We start from the raw sequence: 19,538 nt of genomic DNA on the forward strand, positions 1-19,538 counted from the left end.
CGTCCGTGCTTGCTATTCTACTAACTAAGACTGCTTCTTAAATCTTGTTGAATTCATTTAACAACCAGGAACCAAACATTGATTATTAGTAACCCGGGTTTTGGTAATTCTTCTTTTGCGTTGCATCCATCAACTGGCCGTTCTGCGTAGTCAGATCTATCTGCTGCTGCGGAATGGGCCTTAGTTTATGATAAGGCATAATGCTGGTGGCATCTTTATTGAAAAGTTTTGTACGACTATACAGTAACTCTGTACGCACCAGGTCTTCCCAGCGACAAAACTCACCCAATAATTCGCGTGTACGCTCATTCAGCATAAAATGAATAAAGCGCTCTTCGGTTGATCCAACACCAGGAGGATAATTCTCACTCGGAGCATTGGTCGTAAATAAAACGTCTGTAGCCATCAGGTTCGCATAGGTATCTGTAACATCACCTTTAGTACTGCCATCATACATCCAGGTAGCAGGATTGCGGAACTCATTGGCATGATAGGCAGCCCGTTGTCTTATCTTATTGATATATTCCAAGGCCTTGACGTAATTACCTTTGCGGCCATATGCTTCTGCAGCGATCAGGTAAGTTTCGGCCAGGCGTGCCAGGATGCCATTGCGCACACCACGCTCCTCATTGAAGGCGCTGGTAAGCCGGATAGGATCAAAATGCTTTACGAGCGACAGGTATTTGTTGTTGTTGAAACCCTGCTGCAGGTTGTTGCTGGCATCCCGGTAGTAACGGGCATAGGTAATATACCGGGCGCCGGCTACCTGGGCAGCGGTCAATGTGGTGTTTTTATCATTAACGATAAACTGGGCAATCGTATCTCCCACCGGTGTTTTGCCACCAGTAGTATTGGCATAAAAAGTAGTGCGAAAGCTCTTATAAAAGCGGGAATCATTTTTACGGTCAAAAAGATCGATCGTATAATCAGAAGGTCCCATCCGGCGGAAAGGCCGGCCATTGAAGTTGTCCGAGTTACGTATCAATCCTGGTATACCTCCGTCATACTGACAGGTAAAGTATTCATGCGTACGGTTTCCGCCGGCAGTAGAACCCGAAGGAGAAGCCAATCCTATATTCGTACTGAACTGCGCAGCAAAAATGATCTCTTTGCTGTTGTTGGAAGCTGACAATTTGGAAGTTTCGCCTGAAGCAACACCACTCACCCCATCAAAGTTATAAGGAGGAGTACCAATGGTAACCGTGGTATTGGGATATCCCTTGGGGTACACAACAGCCCACAGGTTCATATAATCAGGTTCCAGGATAAATTTATTTGAACTGATGACCAGATCGGCATAATAGGCCGCGCTGTCCATATCAGTAGCTTTCTGGCCGCGCTGGTCTGTAACCGCACTGCCACGGGTCAGGTATACCTTGGCCAGAAAATGATCAGCAGAACCTTTCAACGCCCTGCCCACATCGGCAGCAGTATTCAGGTTGTCGGAAGCAAATTTCAGATCGGGTATGATGGCATTGTATACATCGGCAATGCTGGAGCGGGGAAAATCCGTCCGGATAGAATCGCTCGAATTAAGTACGAGGGGAACGCCGCCGAACTGCTGAACGAGCTGAAAATAATAGTAGCCTCGCAGAAAACGCAACTCACCCAACCGTTGGTTCTTCTGTGCATCGGTACCCAATATTTTTGAGGTGGGATTGTTGAACTCATTCAGCAACTGAATACCGAGGTTGCAGCGGTTAATGGCCCCGTAATTATTCACCCAAAAACCATTGAGGAAGTTATCGGCCGCATTGAGCCGGGGTTCATAGGTATTGTAATAACTATAGTTGAACTGGTCGCCCAGGATGAACTCATCAATACCAAAATTCCACAGGCAATAGGCTTGTTCATTGTCAAATTTGTAGCGCAGTGGTGAATAGGCCGATCGTACCAGGTCTTCCAGGCCCAGATCGGTCTTAAAATATTCATAAGTAAGCGTGCTCACCTGGTCTTCCTCGATAAACTTTTTACAGGATAAACTGAACAACAGGGGTGAAACTGTTAACAGCAGAATGACAAGCTTTTTCATGTATAATAATTTACAAACAGTTTATAATAGTTAGTTGCTTATAATCCCAGACGTACACCAAAAACAAAACTCCTGTAGCTATAAGAGTTCACCGTAGGGCCGGAATTATCGCTGGTGGGATAGGATGATTTATAGGGGATGGTTTCTACATCAGCGGTTTTGTATTTACTAAACAGGAAGGGGTTTACCACATTGAAAGAGAGGGTCAGCCTGCTCAGTTTGGCCTTGCTGATAAAGCTTTCCGGCACATGGTAAGCGAGGGCAATGCTGCGTACCCTTACGAAATCGCCGCTGCGGAAGCTCATGGCCTGGAAGTACTGTTGGATATCTACCGTATTATTAGCCTGGGCGTATTCATTGGAAGGATTGGTAGGCGTCCAGTAATTCACTTTAAATGACTGGTACCGGGCATTGAGACTGGGCCTCATTTCGCGTATCAGGGAACCAAACTGCGCATACATGTAAACACTCAGGTCAAAATTCTTATAGGAAAGGTTGGTACTGAAACTGGCCGTCCATTTGGGGTTATGGGAACCCAGCACCAGTTTATCTGCATCTGTAATAAGGGTATCACCGTTAAGGTCTTTTACATATGCACGGCCGGGTTGGAAGTTGACATTGGTTTTGTTGCCTGCTTTCTGCCAGAAATAATCAGCGAGGATACCACCTTTCACCGTATCTGAATATTGGAACATGCCTACCAGTTTCCAATCATAATAAACCTGTGTAGGCTGACCCAGGAACCATTGATTACCGATATTGTCAGAACCCGTACCATTGATATCTGTGATAGCTTGCTTATTGTACGAAACTACAAAGTCGGTAGTCCAGCGTAATCCATTGGGGCGATCTATATTCACCGTGCTCAGGCTCAGTTCCACGCCACGGTTCCTTACATTACCGAGGTTTACCAACACATTTTGAATACCGCCAGCGGCAGGTATGGACCTGTTTTGAATAGGGTTGGTATTGGATTCATAAAAATCGAGGGTACCGGTAATCCTGTTCTTCAGGATACCGAAGTCGACGGCAATATTTTTGGTCTTTGTTTTTTCCCAGGTAAGCAGGGGTAATGGCAACGTATTGGGGAAGTAACCGGTAGCAGCGACACCGCCCCAGTTATACAAACTACGATCGAGCGTACCGGAAGTAAGGTAAGGGTCGATAGCAGCATTACCCACCGAGCCATACCCTATTCGCAGCTTTAACTGATCAATAATGGTAGCACCCTTCATAAAATTCTCCCGGTCTATCCGCCACGCCAGGGCTGCCGAGGGGAATAACTCACCTTTGTGCCCATCGGCCAGTACGGATGAATTATCATTCCGCAGACTGAGCGTGAGCAGGTATTTGTCATCAAAAGTATAGTTCAAACGGCCAAGAAAGGAAGAGAGTTGGTATTGGCTGAAAGTGCCACTGCCAATCACCGTGCCTGTACCATTTTGTTGCAGGGAATACCATTTCTGGCTTTCGAAGTTGAGGGCTTCCGCGCTCATGGTATTGAACTCGTAGCGGTTCTTTACCAGTTCCTGGGCTGCCAGCAGGGAAATAGCATGTTTATCAGCTACGCGTAAGTCGTAGGTGAGCATGTTTTGTAATGTCCAGTTGAACCGGTTACGGGTAGTATAACTGCCATTGGCCGGACTGCCGCCTCTTACAGAAGACTGGCTGCCATTGAAAGTACCCTGGCGCTCATTGCGCAGGTCAATACCAAAAGCGCTTCTGAACTTAAGGCCTTTGTACAGCGTTACTTCGGCAAATACATTACCGAGCAGCCGGTTGATCCTTATTTCATTGAATACCGTATTGGCGTCATTCAACGGATTTACGATATTACCGTCATTGCCCGGATTGAAGATCAGCTTGCCGGTAGAATCATAAGGCTGCGCAATCGGCAACTGGCTGGAAGCGCCGCCATACATACTGGGTCCTACATTCTGAATCGCATTGGAATAATTGATACCGCCACCTATATTGATGACCTTATTAGGCCTGAAATCATTACTGAGGCTAAAGGTGTAACGGGTATAATCCTGTCCGTATTCAATACCCTTCTGGTTAAAGTAGCCACCGGAAAAGGCAGTGCGGAAACGATCAGATCCGCCGGTGAGGGAAATATTATGATTCTGTGTAACGCCTGTTCTTAATGCGCCATCCTGCCAATCGTAATTAATCACTTTAGAAGGATCGTAAATAGCTATACTATCCAATACAGGCAGCTTCAGGTTTTGCAACAAAGCCCTCTCTTCGGCTGTGGTAGCTCTTTTAGCGGCAACCAGCGCAGCTTCATTGATCCAGCTATAACCATTGGCCACGGCACGCCAGGTATAGATATCTCCGCGTGTTTTGAATAAGTTGAAATCAGACACCGGGTCAGGAAAATACAACTGGTTGGCATTGGAAGTGCTAAGGCTGGAATTATAGGACTTGGACGCTATAAACCCATCCCTTTTCAATTGCGCCCATTCCTGTCCATTAAATACATCGAGCGGCACCAGTATTTTCTCCAGGGAAACAGCACCACTGTAATCTACTGAGATCCTGCCTGAACGGCCTTTTTTGGTAGTGATCTGTATAACGCCATTGGCTCCCCTGGAACCGTAAATGGCGGTAGCAGATGCATCTTTCAATACATCGATCGTTTCTATGTCAAGCGGGTTAATATCATCGATGGTATTCTCAGGAGCCAGCGGAATACCGTCCACTACATATAAGGGATTGTTATTAGCCTGCAAAGAACGGTTACCCCTGATCCGGATCGTAGAGCCGGAACCAGGACGGAAGGAACTTTGGGAGGCCACCAGGCCGGGCACCCTTCCCTGTAAAGCCTGCGAAACGTTGGTAACCGGTACCTGGCGTATCTGTTCAGTCCCTACAGAGGCAATAGCCCCGGTTACATCACTTCTTTTACGTGTTCCATACCCGATAACTACCACCGATTCCATCTCTTTATTATCAGCAGCCAGAATGATGCTTACATTATTCCGGTTATTGAGCTTGTACTCCTGCGTTTGATACCCAATATACGTTATCGTTAAAGTAACATTGCCATTGGGAACCTGCAGGGTAAAAGCGCCTTTGTCGTTGGTGGTGGCAGAAACACCGGTACTTTTTACAGCGACCGTTGCTCCGATCAAGGGCTCTGTTCTTTCATTGATAATGGTACCCGTAATAATTGTATCATACTTAATATCTGCCATTCCGGCAATCGTATGATGTGGGAAACCTTCTTTAAGGGGTGAGAAATGGGGGATGTTGGCAAAAACTGATCGGGAACATACACCGGTGCACAACAGGGACATGCAAATCCAGGTGTAGAATTGGCTTTTTTTCATACAGCAATTAATTTAATAGCAAGTTTTAGCGGTCGTTACGAAGCCTAAATTAAACAGCTCCAATTGCATAATCATCCTGAACTATCCTGATTATGCATTTTTATGTGTCATTTTAACCTATTTACTGTACTGACAAGTCCCAGAAAGCAGCCGGGGCCTCAAAATGAGAATGGCAGGACGCTTCAGGACGGTTGCTGCAACGCAAAAGTTAATTTTATTACCGGATTAGTGTAATTCTGACGATTATGTGATGCATTGCTTTTCATGCTTTTGCTAATTCCGTAAACAAAATATTAACCCGAACCAAACTTGCTTGCCATGCTACACTTTGACTGCCAAAGCCATGCTTCAATGGCTTTTTACCGGGCTCCTCTGTTGATCTCTCCTTTTATTGTTTCCCGAAACAATACGCTTATCAATCATCATTCCCAAAGAAAGTTTATTCGATGTACTACAACCGGCTATCGTTACCCGGGCAGTATCCCTGCATGTAACTAATACTATTACTGTCATCATTCCACGGTAAGCAATGCCAGAGGGTATCACTTACCTTATCCTGACCGTACACTTGTCATTGCACCCTATCACTCCACCATTTATAGTTCGCTTTCAAAAAGAAAAACGACAATTTCTATGTACAAGCTTCTACAAAAGATGCTCCTGGCAATAACACTTGTGTTACTACTGACGGGCTGTCGAAAAAAGGCATTTGATGAGTATTATGGACGTCCCGACTCACTCGAACCACCCATCTACCAGCAACTGGCTGCCAGGGGCAATTTTAAACACCTGCTCACAGCCATCGACAAAGCAGGTTACAAAAATACCCTGGGTGCAGCCGGATACTGGACTTTCTTTGCTCCCCACGACTCTGCCTTCCAGGTATACTTTGCGGCCAATGGCATCAATGGTATGGATCAACTGGACAGTAATGCCTGCCGCCAGATCGTTACCTATTGCCTGGTATACAACGCGTATAAGAAAGAACGGATAGGCGACTACCAATCCAATACCGGATGGATGGCTGCCAACGCTTTCAGAAGACGCACGGCCAATTATACCGGCGTATATAATGGCCTGGACACAAGCGGCAAACCATTGAAAATGATTGCCTCCAATCGCAATGGAGTGAACTACTACATGGAGACCGATAACAACTATAAGCAGATTCCCTATTTCGTAGACAACTTCATGACGGCCAGGAACCTTACAGCCGCCGACTACAACTATTTCTATCCCAACACGCCCTATACAGGATTCAATGTGGCAGATGCAGTGGTCACAGAAAAAGACATTCCTGCCGAAAACGGGGTGATCCATGTAGTTAATAAAGTGATCACTTCTTTACCATCAGTTGATCAGTACCTGGCCGGTAAGCCGGAATACAGCAAGTTCAAAAAGATCTTTGACAGGTTCCTGATCCAATACGTGCTAAACAGTGTAGCCACTACCCGTTATCAGAACGTAACAGGCAGTCCGGACCAGGTATATACCAAGGTATACAACCCATTACTGGCTTTTGCATTGAACAATGAGAACTTCCTGAAAGCACAGGAAAATGACGCGCAGAGTAATAGCTACAGCATTTTTGTACCCACTAATGATGCATTGGACAATTACCTCAACACCGTGCTGCTGGAACATTATACCAGCCTTGAAAGCATGCCCATTAGCATCATTTACGATTTCATCAATGCCCATCTATGGCAAAATGCCGTATGGCCCAGCAAGTTTAAGACCACGCTCAATTTCGTGAACGAAGAAGCCCGCTTTGATCCGGCCACCAATGTAGTAGACAAGAAAATATTGAGCAATGCTTTTTTCTACGGCACCAACAAAGTACAGGAAGCCAACGTGTTTACCAGCGTATACGGAAAAGCCTATCTCGATCCTAAATATTCCATGATGATCTCGCTGTTGAATATGGAGTTGAAATTTCAGGTATCCAATATCTACCGCGACTATACGCTGTTCCTGATCACCGATGAAATGTTTAACAAAGCCGGGTATTTTGCAGACCCCTCTGTAAGCAAGGATCTGATCGATCAGTGGCGCTATACGCCCCCTGCAGGCTCTACCATACCGGCCGCAGCAGGCAGTACTGCACGTAACAGGCTGCTGCGTATCCTGAATATGCACGTGATCCCGCAACGTATTTTGAACAACCTTTCGGGCGAAGGGGTGGCAGCAGGCTATGGGGGCGAGTTCATCGCTTATAAGAACAATACCATCTATGCTCCCGGGAATGTAGACTCCAATAACGTAGTGAAAATATTGGACAGCAAAACCGCCAGGAACGGGATCGTGTATTATACCGATCGCATCATGGAGTTCAGTGAGGCAGCTGTGGGCAAACATATAGAGGCGCTGGGCACCCCCGCAGGATCGGCTTACAATGCCTTCTGGCAATACCTGAAAAATTCTGTGTTGTGGAACAATACGACCAAGGAGATACTGGGTGTAACTGGCGGAACATTTTATACCTTGTTCATTCCCAATAATGCAGCCATTCAGCAGGCAGTAACAGATGGCTTCCTGCCCAAAAAAGCAGATGGCACTCCCAACTTTGCCCCTACCCTCCCGGCAGAACAACTGCAGGTATTCAAGTTTATCAATTATCACTTCCTGAATAAAAGGATCATCGCGGCAGATGGTGTGGAAAGTGGTGCTTTTGAGACCATCCTCAAAAAGAACAACGGCGATCCTACTACCATATTTGTAAACAATACGCCGGGCAACATCACCCTGAGTGATATGGAAAGCCGGACGGCGCATGTGATCTCCACACCGGGCACTTACCTCAGCAACCGGTGTATGATCCACCTCACGGACAACTATCTAAAATTCATCGACTAATTACTCCAAATCATATTGCAAATGAGGAAGTATTTTGAAAAAGCCTGTTGCGCACTGATCCTGTCAGCCACCTGCTGGCTGGCCGGTACGGCGCAAACGCCTGCTGCTACGGATAATAAACACATCATCCGTGGTAAAATTACCGACCGAAAAAACAAAGAACCTATTACAGGGGCCTCTGTATCTGAAATGGATGCAGATGGCCGTATCATAAAAGGAGCAGCTACTGATATTGAAGGGAATTATGTGCTCCGGATCACCAATCCCAAAAACAAGCTCTCTGTTTCCTACGTAGGGTACAAAACGACCAGCCAGGCCATCAACGAACGCACCACTATCAACTTCCAACTGGAAGCGGGAGCCGGGGCCGACCTGGAAGAAGCGATCGTAGTGGCCGCCCGCCGCGTAGACAATGGTATGGGACAAAAAGCAGAAAGGAATATGACCACCGCTGCCTCCCGCGTCAATGCCAAGGACATGGAAGAAATGTCCTCTGCCAGTATCGACCAGGCATTGCAGGGACGTATGGCCGGGGTGGACATTACCGCTACCAGCGGCGATCCCGGCGCGGCCATGAACATACGCATCCGTGGTATTTCCTCCATCAACTCTACCGGTACCCCCCTGATCGTAGTGGATGGTATGCCTTACGAAACAGAAATACCCGGTGACTTCAATTTTGGAACAGCGGATGAACAAGGCTATGCGCAGCTATTAAATATATCGCCGGCCGATATCAAAGAGATCACGGCTTTAAAGGACGCTGCCGCCACGGCGGTATGGGGTAGCCGGGCAGCCAATGGCGTACTGATCATTACCACCAAGCGCGGCAGCCGTGGCAAACCAAGTATTACCTATACTTTTAAAGGCGCCGCCTCTATACTGCCCAAAGCGATCCCCATGCTCAATGGTGACCAGTATTCCACACTGATCCCGGAAGCTTTTATGAACCGCATGGGTACTACCATGAACCCATCGGTCAGGGAGTTCAACTATGATCCCAACGATCCTTACTGGTACCACAACTACAGCAACAATGTGAACTGGGTAGATGCCATCAGCCAACAGGGCTTTTTGCAGGATCATACCATCTCCATGACAGGTGGTGGTGAAAAAGCCAAATATTTTGCCTCTGTGGGCTATTTTAATCAAACCGGCAACACCATCGGTACTGCCCTTACCCGGATCAATACGCGGATCAACCTGGATTACACGATTTCAGATAAGATCAAAATATTCACCAGTATTGCCTACACGCATACCGACCAGGCCCGCAATTACTTTAACACGGACAACAAAAGTGAGGGTGCTATCCGTAATGTAGCCTACCTGAAGATGCCCAATATGAGTGTTTTTGAATATGATGAGCAGGGCAACCTCACCCCCAATTATTTTTCACCGGCTTCCAATGTGCAGGGACAATACGCCCGTATCTACAACCCGGTAGCGATGGCCAGCCTGGCCAAACTAAATGTATTGGGAGAAAGGATCGTACCCCGCTTCCAGATCGATTATTCTATTGTCAAAAATTTACTGCGCGCCACTTTCGATGTACAATTTGACATCAACAATACGAAGAACAACAGCTTCCTGCCTCAGCTGGCCACCGGCCGCCCCAATACGGAAACGGTCGTGAACAGGACCTACGACGGAGACATTGACCTGTTTGGCGTAACTACCCGCAGCAGCTTGTTCTTTACTCCCCGGTTCAGGAATGAGGACCATGTTTTCTCCGGTAGCTTTAATCTTTTTACCGGCGACAACAAAGCAGTGAACCAGGAGCTGATGACCTCCAATACGGCTTCTTCCCTGCTGGTTGACCCTTCTGCGCCCTCCCGTACCCAAAACCAGGAACTGGCAGCCGTATCCCGTATCTCACAAACCAGAACAGTGGGAGCGGTACTGATCGCCAATTACAGTTTTAAAGACAAATATCTTTTTGAGGCCACCCTGCGGGGCGATGGCAACTCACGCTTTGGTCCCGACTATAAGTATGGTTTATTCCCCGGCGGCTCTTTGCGCTGGCGTATTTCGGAAGAATGGTTCTTTAAGAAGATCAAACAGCTGGATGATCTTAGCTTCCGCTTAAGCTATGCACTCAGCGGCAATGCGCCCCGGTCGGACTATTCCTTTTTCAATACCTATAATACCTATGCCTGGAGTTACCTTGGCCAGAGTGGTGTATATCCCTCCAGGCCCGAACTCAAGAACCTTCGTTGGGAAACCGTTCACGGCGCCAACATTGGTATGAACATCTCCCTGTTCAAAGCACGTGTACGGGCTGATATTGACGTGTACCGCAACCGTACCACGGATCTTTTTTCAGATGCCCTGGCGATACCTACCCAGAATGGTTATAATTCTTTAAGTATGAATATCGGCACCATGGACAACCGGGGCTGGGAACTGGCTATCTGGACTACTCCTTTTAAGAATAAGACCTGGACCATCGGTTTCAACTTCAACATATCACAAAACCAGAATATCATCCGTGAAATATCTGAGTATGCCGCCAACAGTAAAGGAAATGTAGGGGCCAATGGTGAATACCTGCGCCTGTTGCAGATCGACAATCCTTTTGGATCATTCTATGGTTACAAATACAAAGGCGTGTACAAGGATAAGGAGGCTACCCTGGCCACATCGGCCGGCGGTAAACCCATCATCGGCCCCAATGGCCAACAGGTGTATATGCGCTTCAACTACCCCAATGTAGATTACACTTTCCAGCCCGGTGATGCCATGTATGAGGACATCAACCATGATGGCAATATCAACTACATGGATGTGGTATACCTGGGCAACAGCAACCCTACGCTGGTAGGAGGTTTTGGACCCACATTCTCCTACAAGAATAAAATAAGTCTGTCGGCCTACTTCAATTTTCGCTACGGTTATGAAGTGATCAATGGTACCAAGATGAATACGACCAATATGAACAGTTTTGATAACCAAAGCACGGCGGTATTACGCCGCTGGCGCAAAGAAGGGGATGTAACGGATATTCCCCGTGGCATTATTGCAGGTGGTTATAACTGGCTGGGCAGTGACCGCTATGTGGAAGATGCTTCTTTCCTCCGGTTCCGTACGGTAACTGCCAGGTATGTATTTGACGGAAAGTTGTTGAGCAGACTGAAAATGAAAACCCTCAGCGCTTTCATCACGGCAGAGAACCTCATTACCTGGACCAAATACACCGGACAAGACCCCGAAGTGAATGCCCGCGGCGCTGACATTTTCCGCCTGGCCATTGACTATTCTATGACGCCTCCTTCCAAAACATTTACGATCGGCCTTGTAGCAGGCTTCTAAATTCTTACATACATGAAAAAACTATTTATTTATATATCGATCCTTACGCTTCCGGCCTGGTTTGGCTCCTGCAAGAAGTGGCTCGACCTCCAACCCCAGGATGGCATCGTGCGGGAAGAATTCTGGAAAACAAAAGAACAGGTGGAATCGGCTGTTATAGGTATCTATGCTTCCATGCTGGGCAGCACCTCGGGCGATCGTTCGCTGCCGGAATACATGTTTATATGGGGCGAAGCCCGGGCCGACATGGTATCGCCAGGCTTCCGCGCCAGCACAGAGGAGCAGGATATTGTAAACCTCAACATGTTATCTACCAACAGTTTTACCAACTGGCGCTCATTTTACCAAACCATCAATTACTGCAATACAGTAATAGACCTGGCGCCCGCCGTATTGAAAACTGACAATACTTTTTCACAAGACCAGCTTAACCGCGCTACCGCAGAAGCGCTGACCATACGCGCCCTGATGTATTTCTACCTCGTGCGCAGTTTTGGTGAAGTGCCTTTAAGGTTAACTGCCACGATAAGCGATAAAGACGTAACACCACTTGGCAAAACGAACCGTGATTCCATTCTGCTACAGATCGTGAGCGACCTGAAGAAAGCTGAACCTTCCCTGCCCCTTACCTATGGGAGTAAGAGTTTCGACAAAGGCCGCGTTACCCGCTATATGGCCAATGCCTTACTGGCTGATGTTTATCTGTGGATGGATAAATACACTGACTGTGTAACTGAGTGTGATAAGATCATCAATTCGGGCAGGTTTGGACTGGTGCAGGCATCCGAATTCTTCAACAGCGTATTTTATGAAGGCAATTCCAACGAAGGAATTTTTGAGTTGCAGTATGATGCACAAAAGTTGAATAACTTTTATTTCATGCACACGCCCTCCAACCGCCGCTGGGGCGCCGCCTTCCACATCAGCGAAGAAGTATACGGCATTGACCTGGTCAATTCCGTACCCATATCGGATGTACGTGGTGATAAGACCTCTTTCCGCGGCACTGATTTCTCTATTTGGAAATATGTGGGCGCAGATAATGCAGGCGACAATTTCAGGGCACTGGACCAATCATTTGCCCACTGGATCATTTACCGGTATGCCGACATACTGCTGTTGAAAGCCGAAGCCATCAATCAACAGGATAAACCATTGGAAGCTTCCCGTATAGTAAAGACCATTCGCCAACGGGCCAATGCACTGGACCTGTCGATCATGGACAGTACCAGCAAGAATGCTATGACGGGTTTCATCCTGGAAGAAAGGCAAAGGGAACTGGCCTTTGAAGGCAAGCGCTGGTACGATGTGCTGCGCAATGCCAAACGCAATAATTATGAGGGTATGCAATACCTGCTTACCATGGCTGGTGTGAGTATTCCTTCCGACAGATTGCAGGCAGCCCTCAGCAAGCTACGGGATAAGAACAGCCACTACTTTCCCATTTTTACCTATGAACTGCAAACCAACCGGCTACTGACACAAAATCCTTTTTATAAATAATTAATACCGCTCGTTTATGAAGCAGAAAAATGCCTTACTGGCTATTTCCATTCTGATCTCCCTGTTTGCGGGCCTTATCGTAAGCGGCTGTAAGAAACAGCAATTCAGGGAAGACACCACAACCGATGTCAATATTGTGGGCTACCTGGAAAAGAACATTGACTCCTTTTCGCTCTTTAAACAAATACTGGACAGGACAGACAATAGCGCCTTCCTCAATGCCTATGGCTCCTATACCTGCTTTGCTCCTACCAATGGTGGTATAAAAGCATGGCTGGCGGCTACCAACACAGCCTCGGTAGATGCTGCTGATATCAATGTCCTCAAGGAACTGGTGAAGTTTCACCTCTTGTCCGACACTGTAAGCACTGCCGCCTTTAAAGATGGCAGGCTTCCGGTACCTACCATGCAAAGCCAGTTCCTGATCACCGGTGTTTCTTTTAAGGACGGCAGTTCCAGTTATACCGTCAACAGGCAGGCCGCCGTGCTGCGGTCCAATATCAAAGTAGGTAATGGCATCATTCATGAAATTGATCATGTGCTGGTGCCGTCCAGCAAAACCATTGCCCAGCAACTGGAAGCCAATCCTAACTTCTCCATCTTTGTGGAAGCCATGAAGGCTACGGGCTATTATACCCTGCTGAATACAGTGGACCCTGACACCGCCAAAAGATGGATGACGGTAATAGCAGAAAGCAACCAGGCCCTGGCCGACAGCGGATTCGCTTCATTTGCAGCGCTGAAAACAAAATATTCCAATACCGGTGATCCGGCTAATACCGCCGACAGCCTGCATATCTATATGGCCTATCATATTCTACGGGATATTAAGTTCCTCGGAGATATCATCAATGCTTCCACGCACCAGACCTTGCAGCCACAGGAAGTGATCAGCACACAGCTCATCAACCAGGATGTAGTGGTCAATGAAGATATATTTGATGGCATACTGGAGAAAGGGGTATTGCTTACCCGCAATATCAGCGACAATGCCGCCACCAATGGCGTATGGCACCAGGCCGCTGCCCACTACATGACCAAATTCCGTAAACCCGCAGCGGTGTTCTGGGACCTTTGTTCCTTTCCGGAGATCATGAAGCTGCCTGCTTATTACAAAAAACAGAACTACAACTTCGTACGGCAGAATGAACTCGACAAACCCATTAAGGATATCGACTGGGAATTTAAGTCGGCGAGTACCACTTTAACTTACTTCTACAGCACATCCAGTTCGCTGGGTATTTATCAATACAACAACGATTGCCTGGTATTACCATTGGGCGCCCCCAGCAGGGCTACCTGGTTTGAATTTACCACGCCTGTGATCATCAAAGGCCGCTATAAGGTATGGATATGTTACAACGCCCGCAATGCGGTGGTGTGTAATGTACGGGTGAATGGGGACCTGATGCAACGGCCTGTGAACCTGGGCGAGTTCAGACCAGCCGGGTCGGACGCGGAACTTGAATCGATCGGCTGGAAACGCTATATAGAATCCACCGGCTCCAATTCGGGTTATTATGTTTCCCGTCTCGTAGGCACAATAGATATTAAAACGACAGAAAGGCATAAGCTGCGCCTGGAAACCATATCGGGCACCAATGCCAGCAATTACCTGGATATGATACACTTCATCCCGGTAGACCAAAACCAGCTAGTGCCACGCTTCAGGCCAGATGGCACTAAAGTGTATTAATGGTATTGACAGAACGCCTGTAAAAATGAATTCTAAATCAAGCAACTAATGCCAAGCAAGATATATAAATCATTACTGACCCTGGCCACGGCGGGGCTGTTGTTATCCGCCTGCAAAAAATGGGATGACCACAATGCGATCACCGACGCCAATGTCGACAAAGACCTCTTCACGCAGATCAGCGAAAATACCAACCTCAGCAAGTTTACAGAGCTGCTCATTAAGACGGGCTATGATAAAGTAATTGCTTCCTCAAAGACGTTTACTGTATTTGCCCCCACCAATGCAGCCCTGGCTACGCTGGATCCCGCCATAGCCAATGATGGACCGAAGCTGCGTCTTTTTGTGGCCAACCATATTGCCAACCAAACCTGGCAAACCAATGCGGCTATCACTCCCTTGCGCCTGAAAATGCTGAGTGACAAATACAATAATATGCTGGGCAATAAACTGGAGGATGCCACCATCGCAGAAGCAGACCATTATGCCAAAAACGGCGTATTCCATATTATCGATAAGCTGGTACCTGCACTGCCCAATACCTGGGAATTTATTGAATCAAACCCGGAGGCTCCTTCCAAACAAAAAGATTACCTGCTCTCGCTTTTCCGTAATGTATTCGATACTACCAATGCTGTACAGATCGGCGTAGACCCTGCCACCGGTAAGCCTATTTATCAACCTGGTACAGATTCTGTAAAGACCAACCTGTTCTGGCGTAATGTATATGACCTGAGGGATGAAAAGAAACAGTACACTTTATTTGTATTGGCCAATGATGCCTGGGATACGGAAGTAACGAAGTACAAGCCTTTTTATGTGACCGGCTCCGACGACAGCACAGTCAACCTGGCCAACTGGTCGGTAGTGAAAGACTTTGCCATAGAAGGGGTCTATGATGCAGCCACCATTCCCGATACCATCCTCTCCAAATTCAATATTAAAGTAGGTATCGAAAAGAGCGCCATTGCCAAAACAGTCAAGACCAGCAATGGTGTGGTCTTTATCATGAACAAAATAGCCGTAAGGCCCATAGACAAATATCCGCCCCTTGTAATACAGGCAGAAAACTACAATACAGTCAGCAATGACCGCCGGGGCAATACCTATTTCCGTGAAAAGTACAACCCGGTCACCGGGTATGATTTCAGGGATGTACTGGTATACAATCATGGTGTTGCCCTGTTCAACCTGGGTTATCGCCTGAGCGGAATGCCTTCCATAAAATACAAAGCCTATTGGGTAGCCGTGCACGACAATATCAATGGCAGTACAGCCACCTTTACCCAGAAACTGGGCATTGGTACGGCAACCTCCACACTGCTGCCTTATGTTACTGTTAACCTGAACAATTATAATGAGGTGTACCTGGGTGAATTTCCGTTGACGGTTTACAACCCTACGTTGATGATCTACCTCACAGCCTTCAACGGCACAGCGGCAATAGCCAACACCCTTGTATGTGATTATATCAGGCTGGTGCCTGTTTTGTAAAACCTATTTCGTTTTTTGACACAATACCATGACGATGCTTATAATAAGAAGATATATCAGAAAAACGGCGGCTGTGTCGGCATTTGTGCTGGTGACGGGCACCCTGGCAGCGCAAACAGACTCCGCTGCCACCGACTCCAATATCATCAAGCTGATCGTAAAACCCGTAGAGAAAAAAGGGGTACCGGTTTCCGGTACGATCACCGATGCAGTGAATGGAAAGGGCATACCAGGCATTCAAATTAAAATAGACGATTTTTCCGCGGCCATTACAGATGACCAGGGTCATTTTACCATCATTGCGCCTTCCTATACTGCTACACTGACGATCGAAGGCGAGGGGTATGATACAAGACGGGTGCCGCTTAAAGGCAGGAACACCATCCAGGCAGCCTTGCTCGATGATGCGCATGAATCATTTCATGAGCCCGTAATCATGCCCCTGGGACCAAAAACAAAAGGCTATGTGACAGCCGCTACCGGCCAGTACAACCTCAATGCCTCCTGGGCGCAGCCGGGTGAAATGGCAGATGGTATCTTACAAGGCCGCATTGCAGGCTTGCATGTGATCCGCCGCTCCGGTACACCGGGCGCCGGCGCCAGTTTATTCTTACGTGGTTATAACTCACTCTATGGCACCAACAAACCATTGATCGTAGTAGACAATATGTTGTATGATGCAGAGAACTACGGAGAAAGCATCATTGCCAACACCTATACCAATCCACTGGCCCTGATCGACGTAAAGGACATTGACAACATTACCGTACTGAAAGACGCTTCCAGTATTTACGGTACCAAAGGCGCCAATGGGGCCATTATCATTACTACTTCCCGTACAAAGAACCAGGCTACCCGCATTGACTTTGCTGCCTATACAGGCTTCAATACAGCCCCCAACAACCTGCCGGTGATGAATGCGGATGACTACCGCATTTACCTGAGTGAGGTACTGCAGAGCAAGGGACTGAGCAGCACGGCCATCGCTTCGCTACCCTATATGAATGATGATTCCAAAAATGCAGACTATGCCCGCTATCATTACAATACCGACTGGCAAAAGCAGGTATTGAAGAGCAGCGTGAACCAGAACATTTTCCTGAAAGTAACGGGGGGTGATAATATTGCCACTTATGGCCTCAGCATGGGTTATTCAGGCAGCCGGGGGGCGGTACGGGAAACCGATCTCACACGCTACAACACGCGATTCAATGCGGTATTTAATTTCACAAGGCGCTTTACCGGCACAACCAACCTGGCTTTTACCTACAATGAACAAAACCTGAAAGACCAGGGTATTTCCGACAAAACAGCGCCCTTGTTCCTGTCCTGGACAAAAGCACCGTTCTTAGGAGCCAACGAGGTAAATAATGAAGGTATAGAGTCGCCCAACCTGGCCGATACAGATATCCTTGGTATCAGCAATCCCGCAGTCATCATTGCCAATATGCAGGCATACAATAAATACTATCGTTTTGCCGGCTCCTTTGGTTTTAAATACGATATCTCCAAAACACTGAACGCCAGTACCATGGTGGGCGTAGTGTATGACAAAGTGCGGGAGAATTTCTTTGTACCGCGCAAAGGAGTAGCAGATGATACCCTTTCCAATGCAGTCGCAGATAGCCGGATGGGCACACAGGTAAAAAGGCTCTTTACCATTTACAACGATACAAGGCTGGAATACAACAGGCGCTTTAACCGCGAACATACCCTTACTGCCAACCTCGGTATCCGTTACCAGCACAACAAAGCAGAACAGGATTTTGCCAAAGGATTTAATTCTGCTACCGACGACCTGGTGAGTGTACAGAATGGACTGAATGCCCTTCGGCAGGTAGGCGGCGGTATTGGGGAATGGAATTGGCTGAATGCCTACTTTGGAGCAGAATATGGATATAAAGACAAATTATTCCTGACATTCAATGCTGCCATGGATGGTTCTTCCCGGTTTGGCAAACAGGCCGCGGATGGCATTGACATAGGCGTTAGTAAATTCCCGGTCATGCCTTCCCTGGGTGCAGCCTGGCTGATCTCTTCAGAAAACTTCATGGCGCATTCGCCCATTGACCTGCTTAAGCTAAGAGCTAGCTATAGCATAGCCGGCAATGATGACATAGGTAATTACAGTGCCAGACAAACCTATCGCTCACAGAACCTGTTGGGCGCTCAGGGCCTCCTGCGCAGCGGCATTGCCAATCCTGCGCTCCAATGGGAAACCAATCACAAGGCCAACCTGGGTGTGGATTTAGCTTTCTGGAATGAGCGGGTGGGCCTGAGCCTGGACGCCTACCACACGCAAACTGATAATATGCTGGTGTATGAAGCACTGCCTTCCCCTTCCGGATACAAAACCATACTCACCAATGGGGGTAAGATGCAGAATACAGGTATTGAAGCCAGCCTGAACGTACGCGTGCTCAACACCCGCAATCTCAGCTGGGATGCCAGTATCAATATGGCCACTTATAAGAATAAGATCAAAGCCGTTCCCAACGACCGGTTCACAACAGACTATGCCGGCGCTACGATGCTCACTGCGGTGGGACGACCGGCCAATCAGTTTTATGGCTATACCGCCCAGGGTGTGTTCACTTCCGATGCAGAAGCCGCAGCAGCAGGCCTCACCAAGAAGAATGCAGACGGTTCATTTAGCTCCTTTAAAGGAGGTGATGTACGTTTTGCAGATGTAGACAACAATAAGATCATTGATGAGAACGACCGGCAGGTGATCGGCGATCCCAACCCGGCATTGTTTGGTGGCTTCAATAACCGGCTCATCTGGAAACGTTTTGAGTTGGGTGTATTGTTCACCTTCAGCCAGGGCAATGATGTATTCAATTATGTACGTTATCGCCTGGAATCACTCAGCGGCATCAACAACCAGTTGGAAAGTGCCCGGAACCGCTGGCGCGGTAATGGTCAGGTAACCAATACACCCAAAGCTACCTGGGGTGATCCGATGGGCAATAGCCGCTTCAGTGATCGCTGGATAGAAGACGGCTCTTATATCCGCCTGAGAACCTTGTCCCTGCAATACAACCTGCCATTAAAGCCCAATGGGTTTCTAAAGAATGCCAGTGTATATGCCACCGGTACCAACCTGTTTACGCTTACGGAATACAAAGGATATGATCCTGAGTTCAGTGCTTCCCCCAGTGTGTTTGCACAGGGCATCGACACGGGATTGGATCCTTTGTACCGGACTGTAACCCTGGGTGTGCGGGTAGGGTTGTGAGTTGGTTGATTAGTTGACAGGTTGAAAAGTTGATAGGGTAATGTTTTGATTCCAATTCGTGTAATTCGTAAT

Annotated in this window: 8 protein-coding genes; 6 read left to right on the forward strand and 2 right to left on the reverse strand. The window is 47.5% G+C overall.

Annotated features, from left to right (window positions below; translation table 11 throughout):
* Positions 1–85 precede the first annotated feature (85 nt).
* Entirely contained in the window at positions 86–2,032 is a 1,947-nt protein-coding gene (locus D3H65_RS19020; RefSeq protein WP_119051824.1) for a RagB/SusD family nutrient uptake outer membrane protein, read from the reverse strand.
* Positions 2,033–2,070: 38 nt separating this feature from the next.
* Positions 2,071–5,367, reverse strand: coding sequence for a SusC/RagA family TonB-linked outer membrane protein (locus D3H65_RS19025; protein ID WP_119051825.1), 3,297 nt, complete (start codon positions 5,365–5,367; stop codon positions 2,071–2,073).
* Between the two features lie 633 nt (positions 5,368–6,000).
* Between D3H65_RS19025 and D3H65_RS19030 the strand changes: the two genes are divergently transcribed.
* From D3H65_RS19030 to D3H65_RS19055, 6 genes are all read left to right on the forward strand, one after another.
* Complete coding sequence (locus D3H65_RS19030; RefSeq protein WP_119051826.1) at positions 6,001–8,223, forward strand: fasciclin domain-containing protein; 2,223 nt, start codon at positions 6,001–6,003, stop codon at positions 8,221–8,223.
* A 21-nt stretch (positions 8,224–8,244) separates the two neighbouring features.
* Positions 8,245–11,535 (forward strand): SusC/RagA family TonB-linked outer membrane protein, encoded by a 3,291-nt coding sequence (locus D3H65_RS19035; RefSeq protein WP_119051827.1) that lies wholly within the window; start codon positions 8,245–8,247, stop codon positions 11,533–11,535.
* Positions 11,536–11,547: 12 nt separating this feature from the next.
* Positions 11,548–13,038 carry a RagB/SusD family nutrient uptake outer membrane protein gene (locus D3H65_RS19040; RefSeq protein WP_119051828.1) on the forward strand — a complete coding sequence of 497 codons (1,491 nt, stop codon included), beginning with the start codon at positions 11,548–11,550 and terminating at the stop codon, positions 13,036–13,038.
* Between the two features lie 16 nt (positions 13,039–13,054).
* A complete protein-coding gene (locus D3H65_RS19045) occupies positions 13,055–14,734 on the forward strand; it encodes a fasciclin domain-containing protein (protein WP_119051829.1) in 1,680 nt (559 codons plus the stop codon).
* A 48-nt stretch (positions 14,735–14,782) separates the two neighbouring features.
* Entirely contained in the window at positions 14,783–16,228 is a 1,446-nt protein-coding gene (locus D3H65_RS19050) for a fasciclin domain-containing protein (RefSeq protein WP_119051830.1), read from the forward strand.
* 73 nt (positions 16,229–16,301) lie between these two features.
* Positions 16,302–19,466: a SusC/RagA family TonB-linked outer membrane protein gene (locus D3H65_RS19055; RefSeq protein ID WP_162915718.1), complete on the forward strand. Its 3,165-nt coding sequence runs from the start codon at positions 16,302–16,304 to the stop codon at positions 19,464–19,466.
* Positions 19,467–19,538: the final 72 nt, after the last annotated feature.

The sequence above is a fragment of the Paraflavitalea soli genome (genome assembly GCF_003555545.1).
Lineage (GTDB): Bacteria > Bacteroidota > Bacteroidia > Chitinophagales > Chitinophagaceae > Paraflavitalea > Paraflavitalea soli.

What these genes read in the sequence shown, in the direction of transcription:
- D3H65_RS19030 (WP_119051826.1), top strand. Translation starts at nt 6,001, where the DNA reads ATGTACAAGCTTCTACAAAAGATGCTCCTGGCAATAACACTTGTGTTA.
- D3H65_RS19020 (WP_119051824.1), bottom strand. Translation starts at nt 2,032, where the DNA reads ATGAAAAAGCTTGTCATTCTGCTGTTAACAGTTTCACCCCTGTTGTTC.
- D3H65_RS19050 (WP_119051830.1), top strand. Translation starts at nt 14,783, where the DNA reads ATGCCAAGCAAGATATATAAATCATTACTGACCCTGGCCACGGCGGGG.
- D3H65_RS19035 (WP_119051827.1), top strand. Translation starts at nt 8,245, where the DNA reads ATGAGGAAGTATTTTGAAAAAGCCTGTTGCGCACTGATCCTGTCAGCC.
- D3H65_RS19040 (WP_119051828.1), top strand. Translation starts at nt 11,548, where the DNA reads ATGAAAAAACTATTTATTTATATATCGATCCTTACGCTTCCGGCCTGG.
- D3H65_RS19045 (WP_119051829.1), top strand. Translation starts at nt 13,055, where the DNA reads ATGAAGCAGAAAAATGCCTTACTGGCTATTTCCATTCTGATCTCCCTG.
- D3H65_RS19025 (WP_119051825.1), bottom strand. Translation starts at nt 5,367, where the DNA reads ATGAAAAAAAGCCAATTCTACACCTGGATTTGCATGTCCCTGTTGTGC.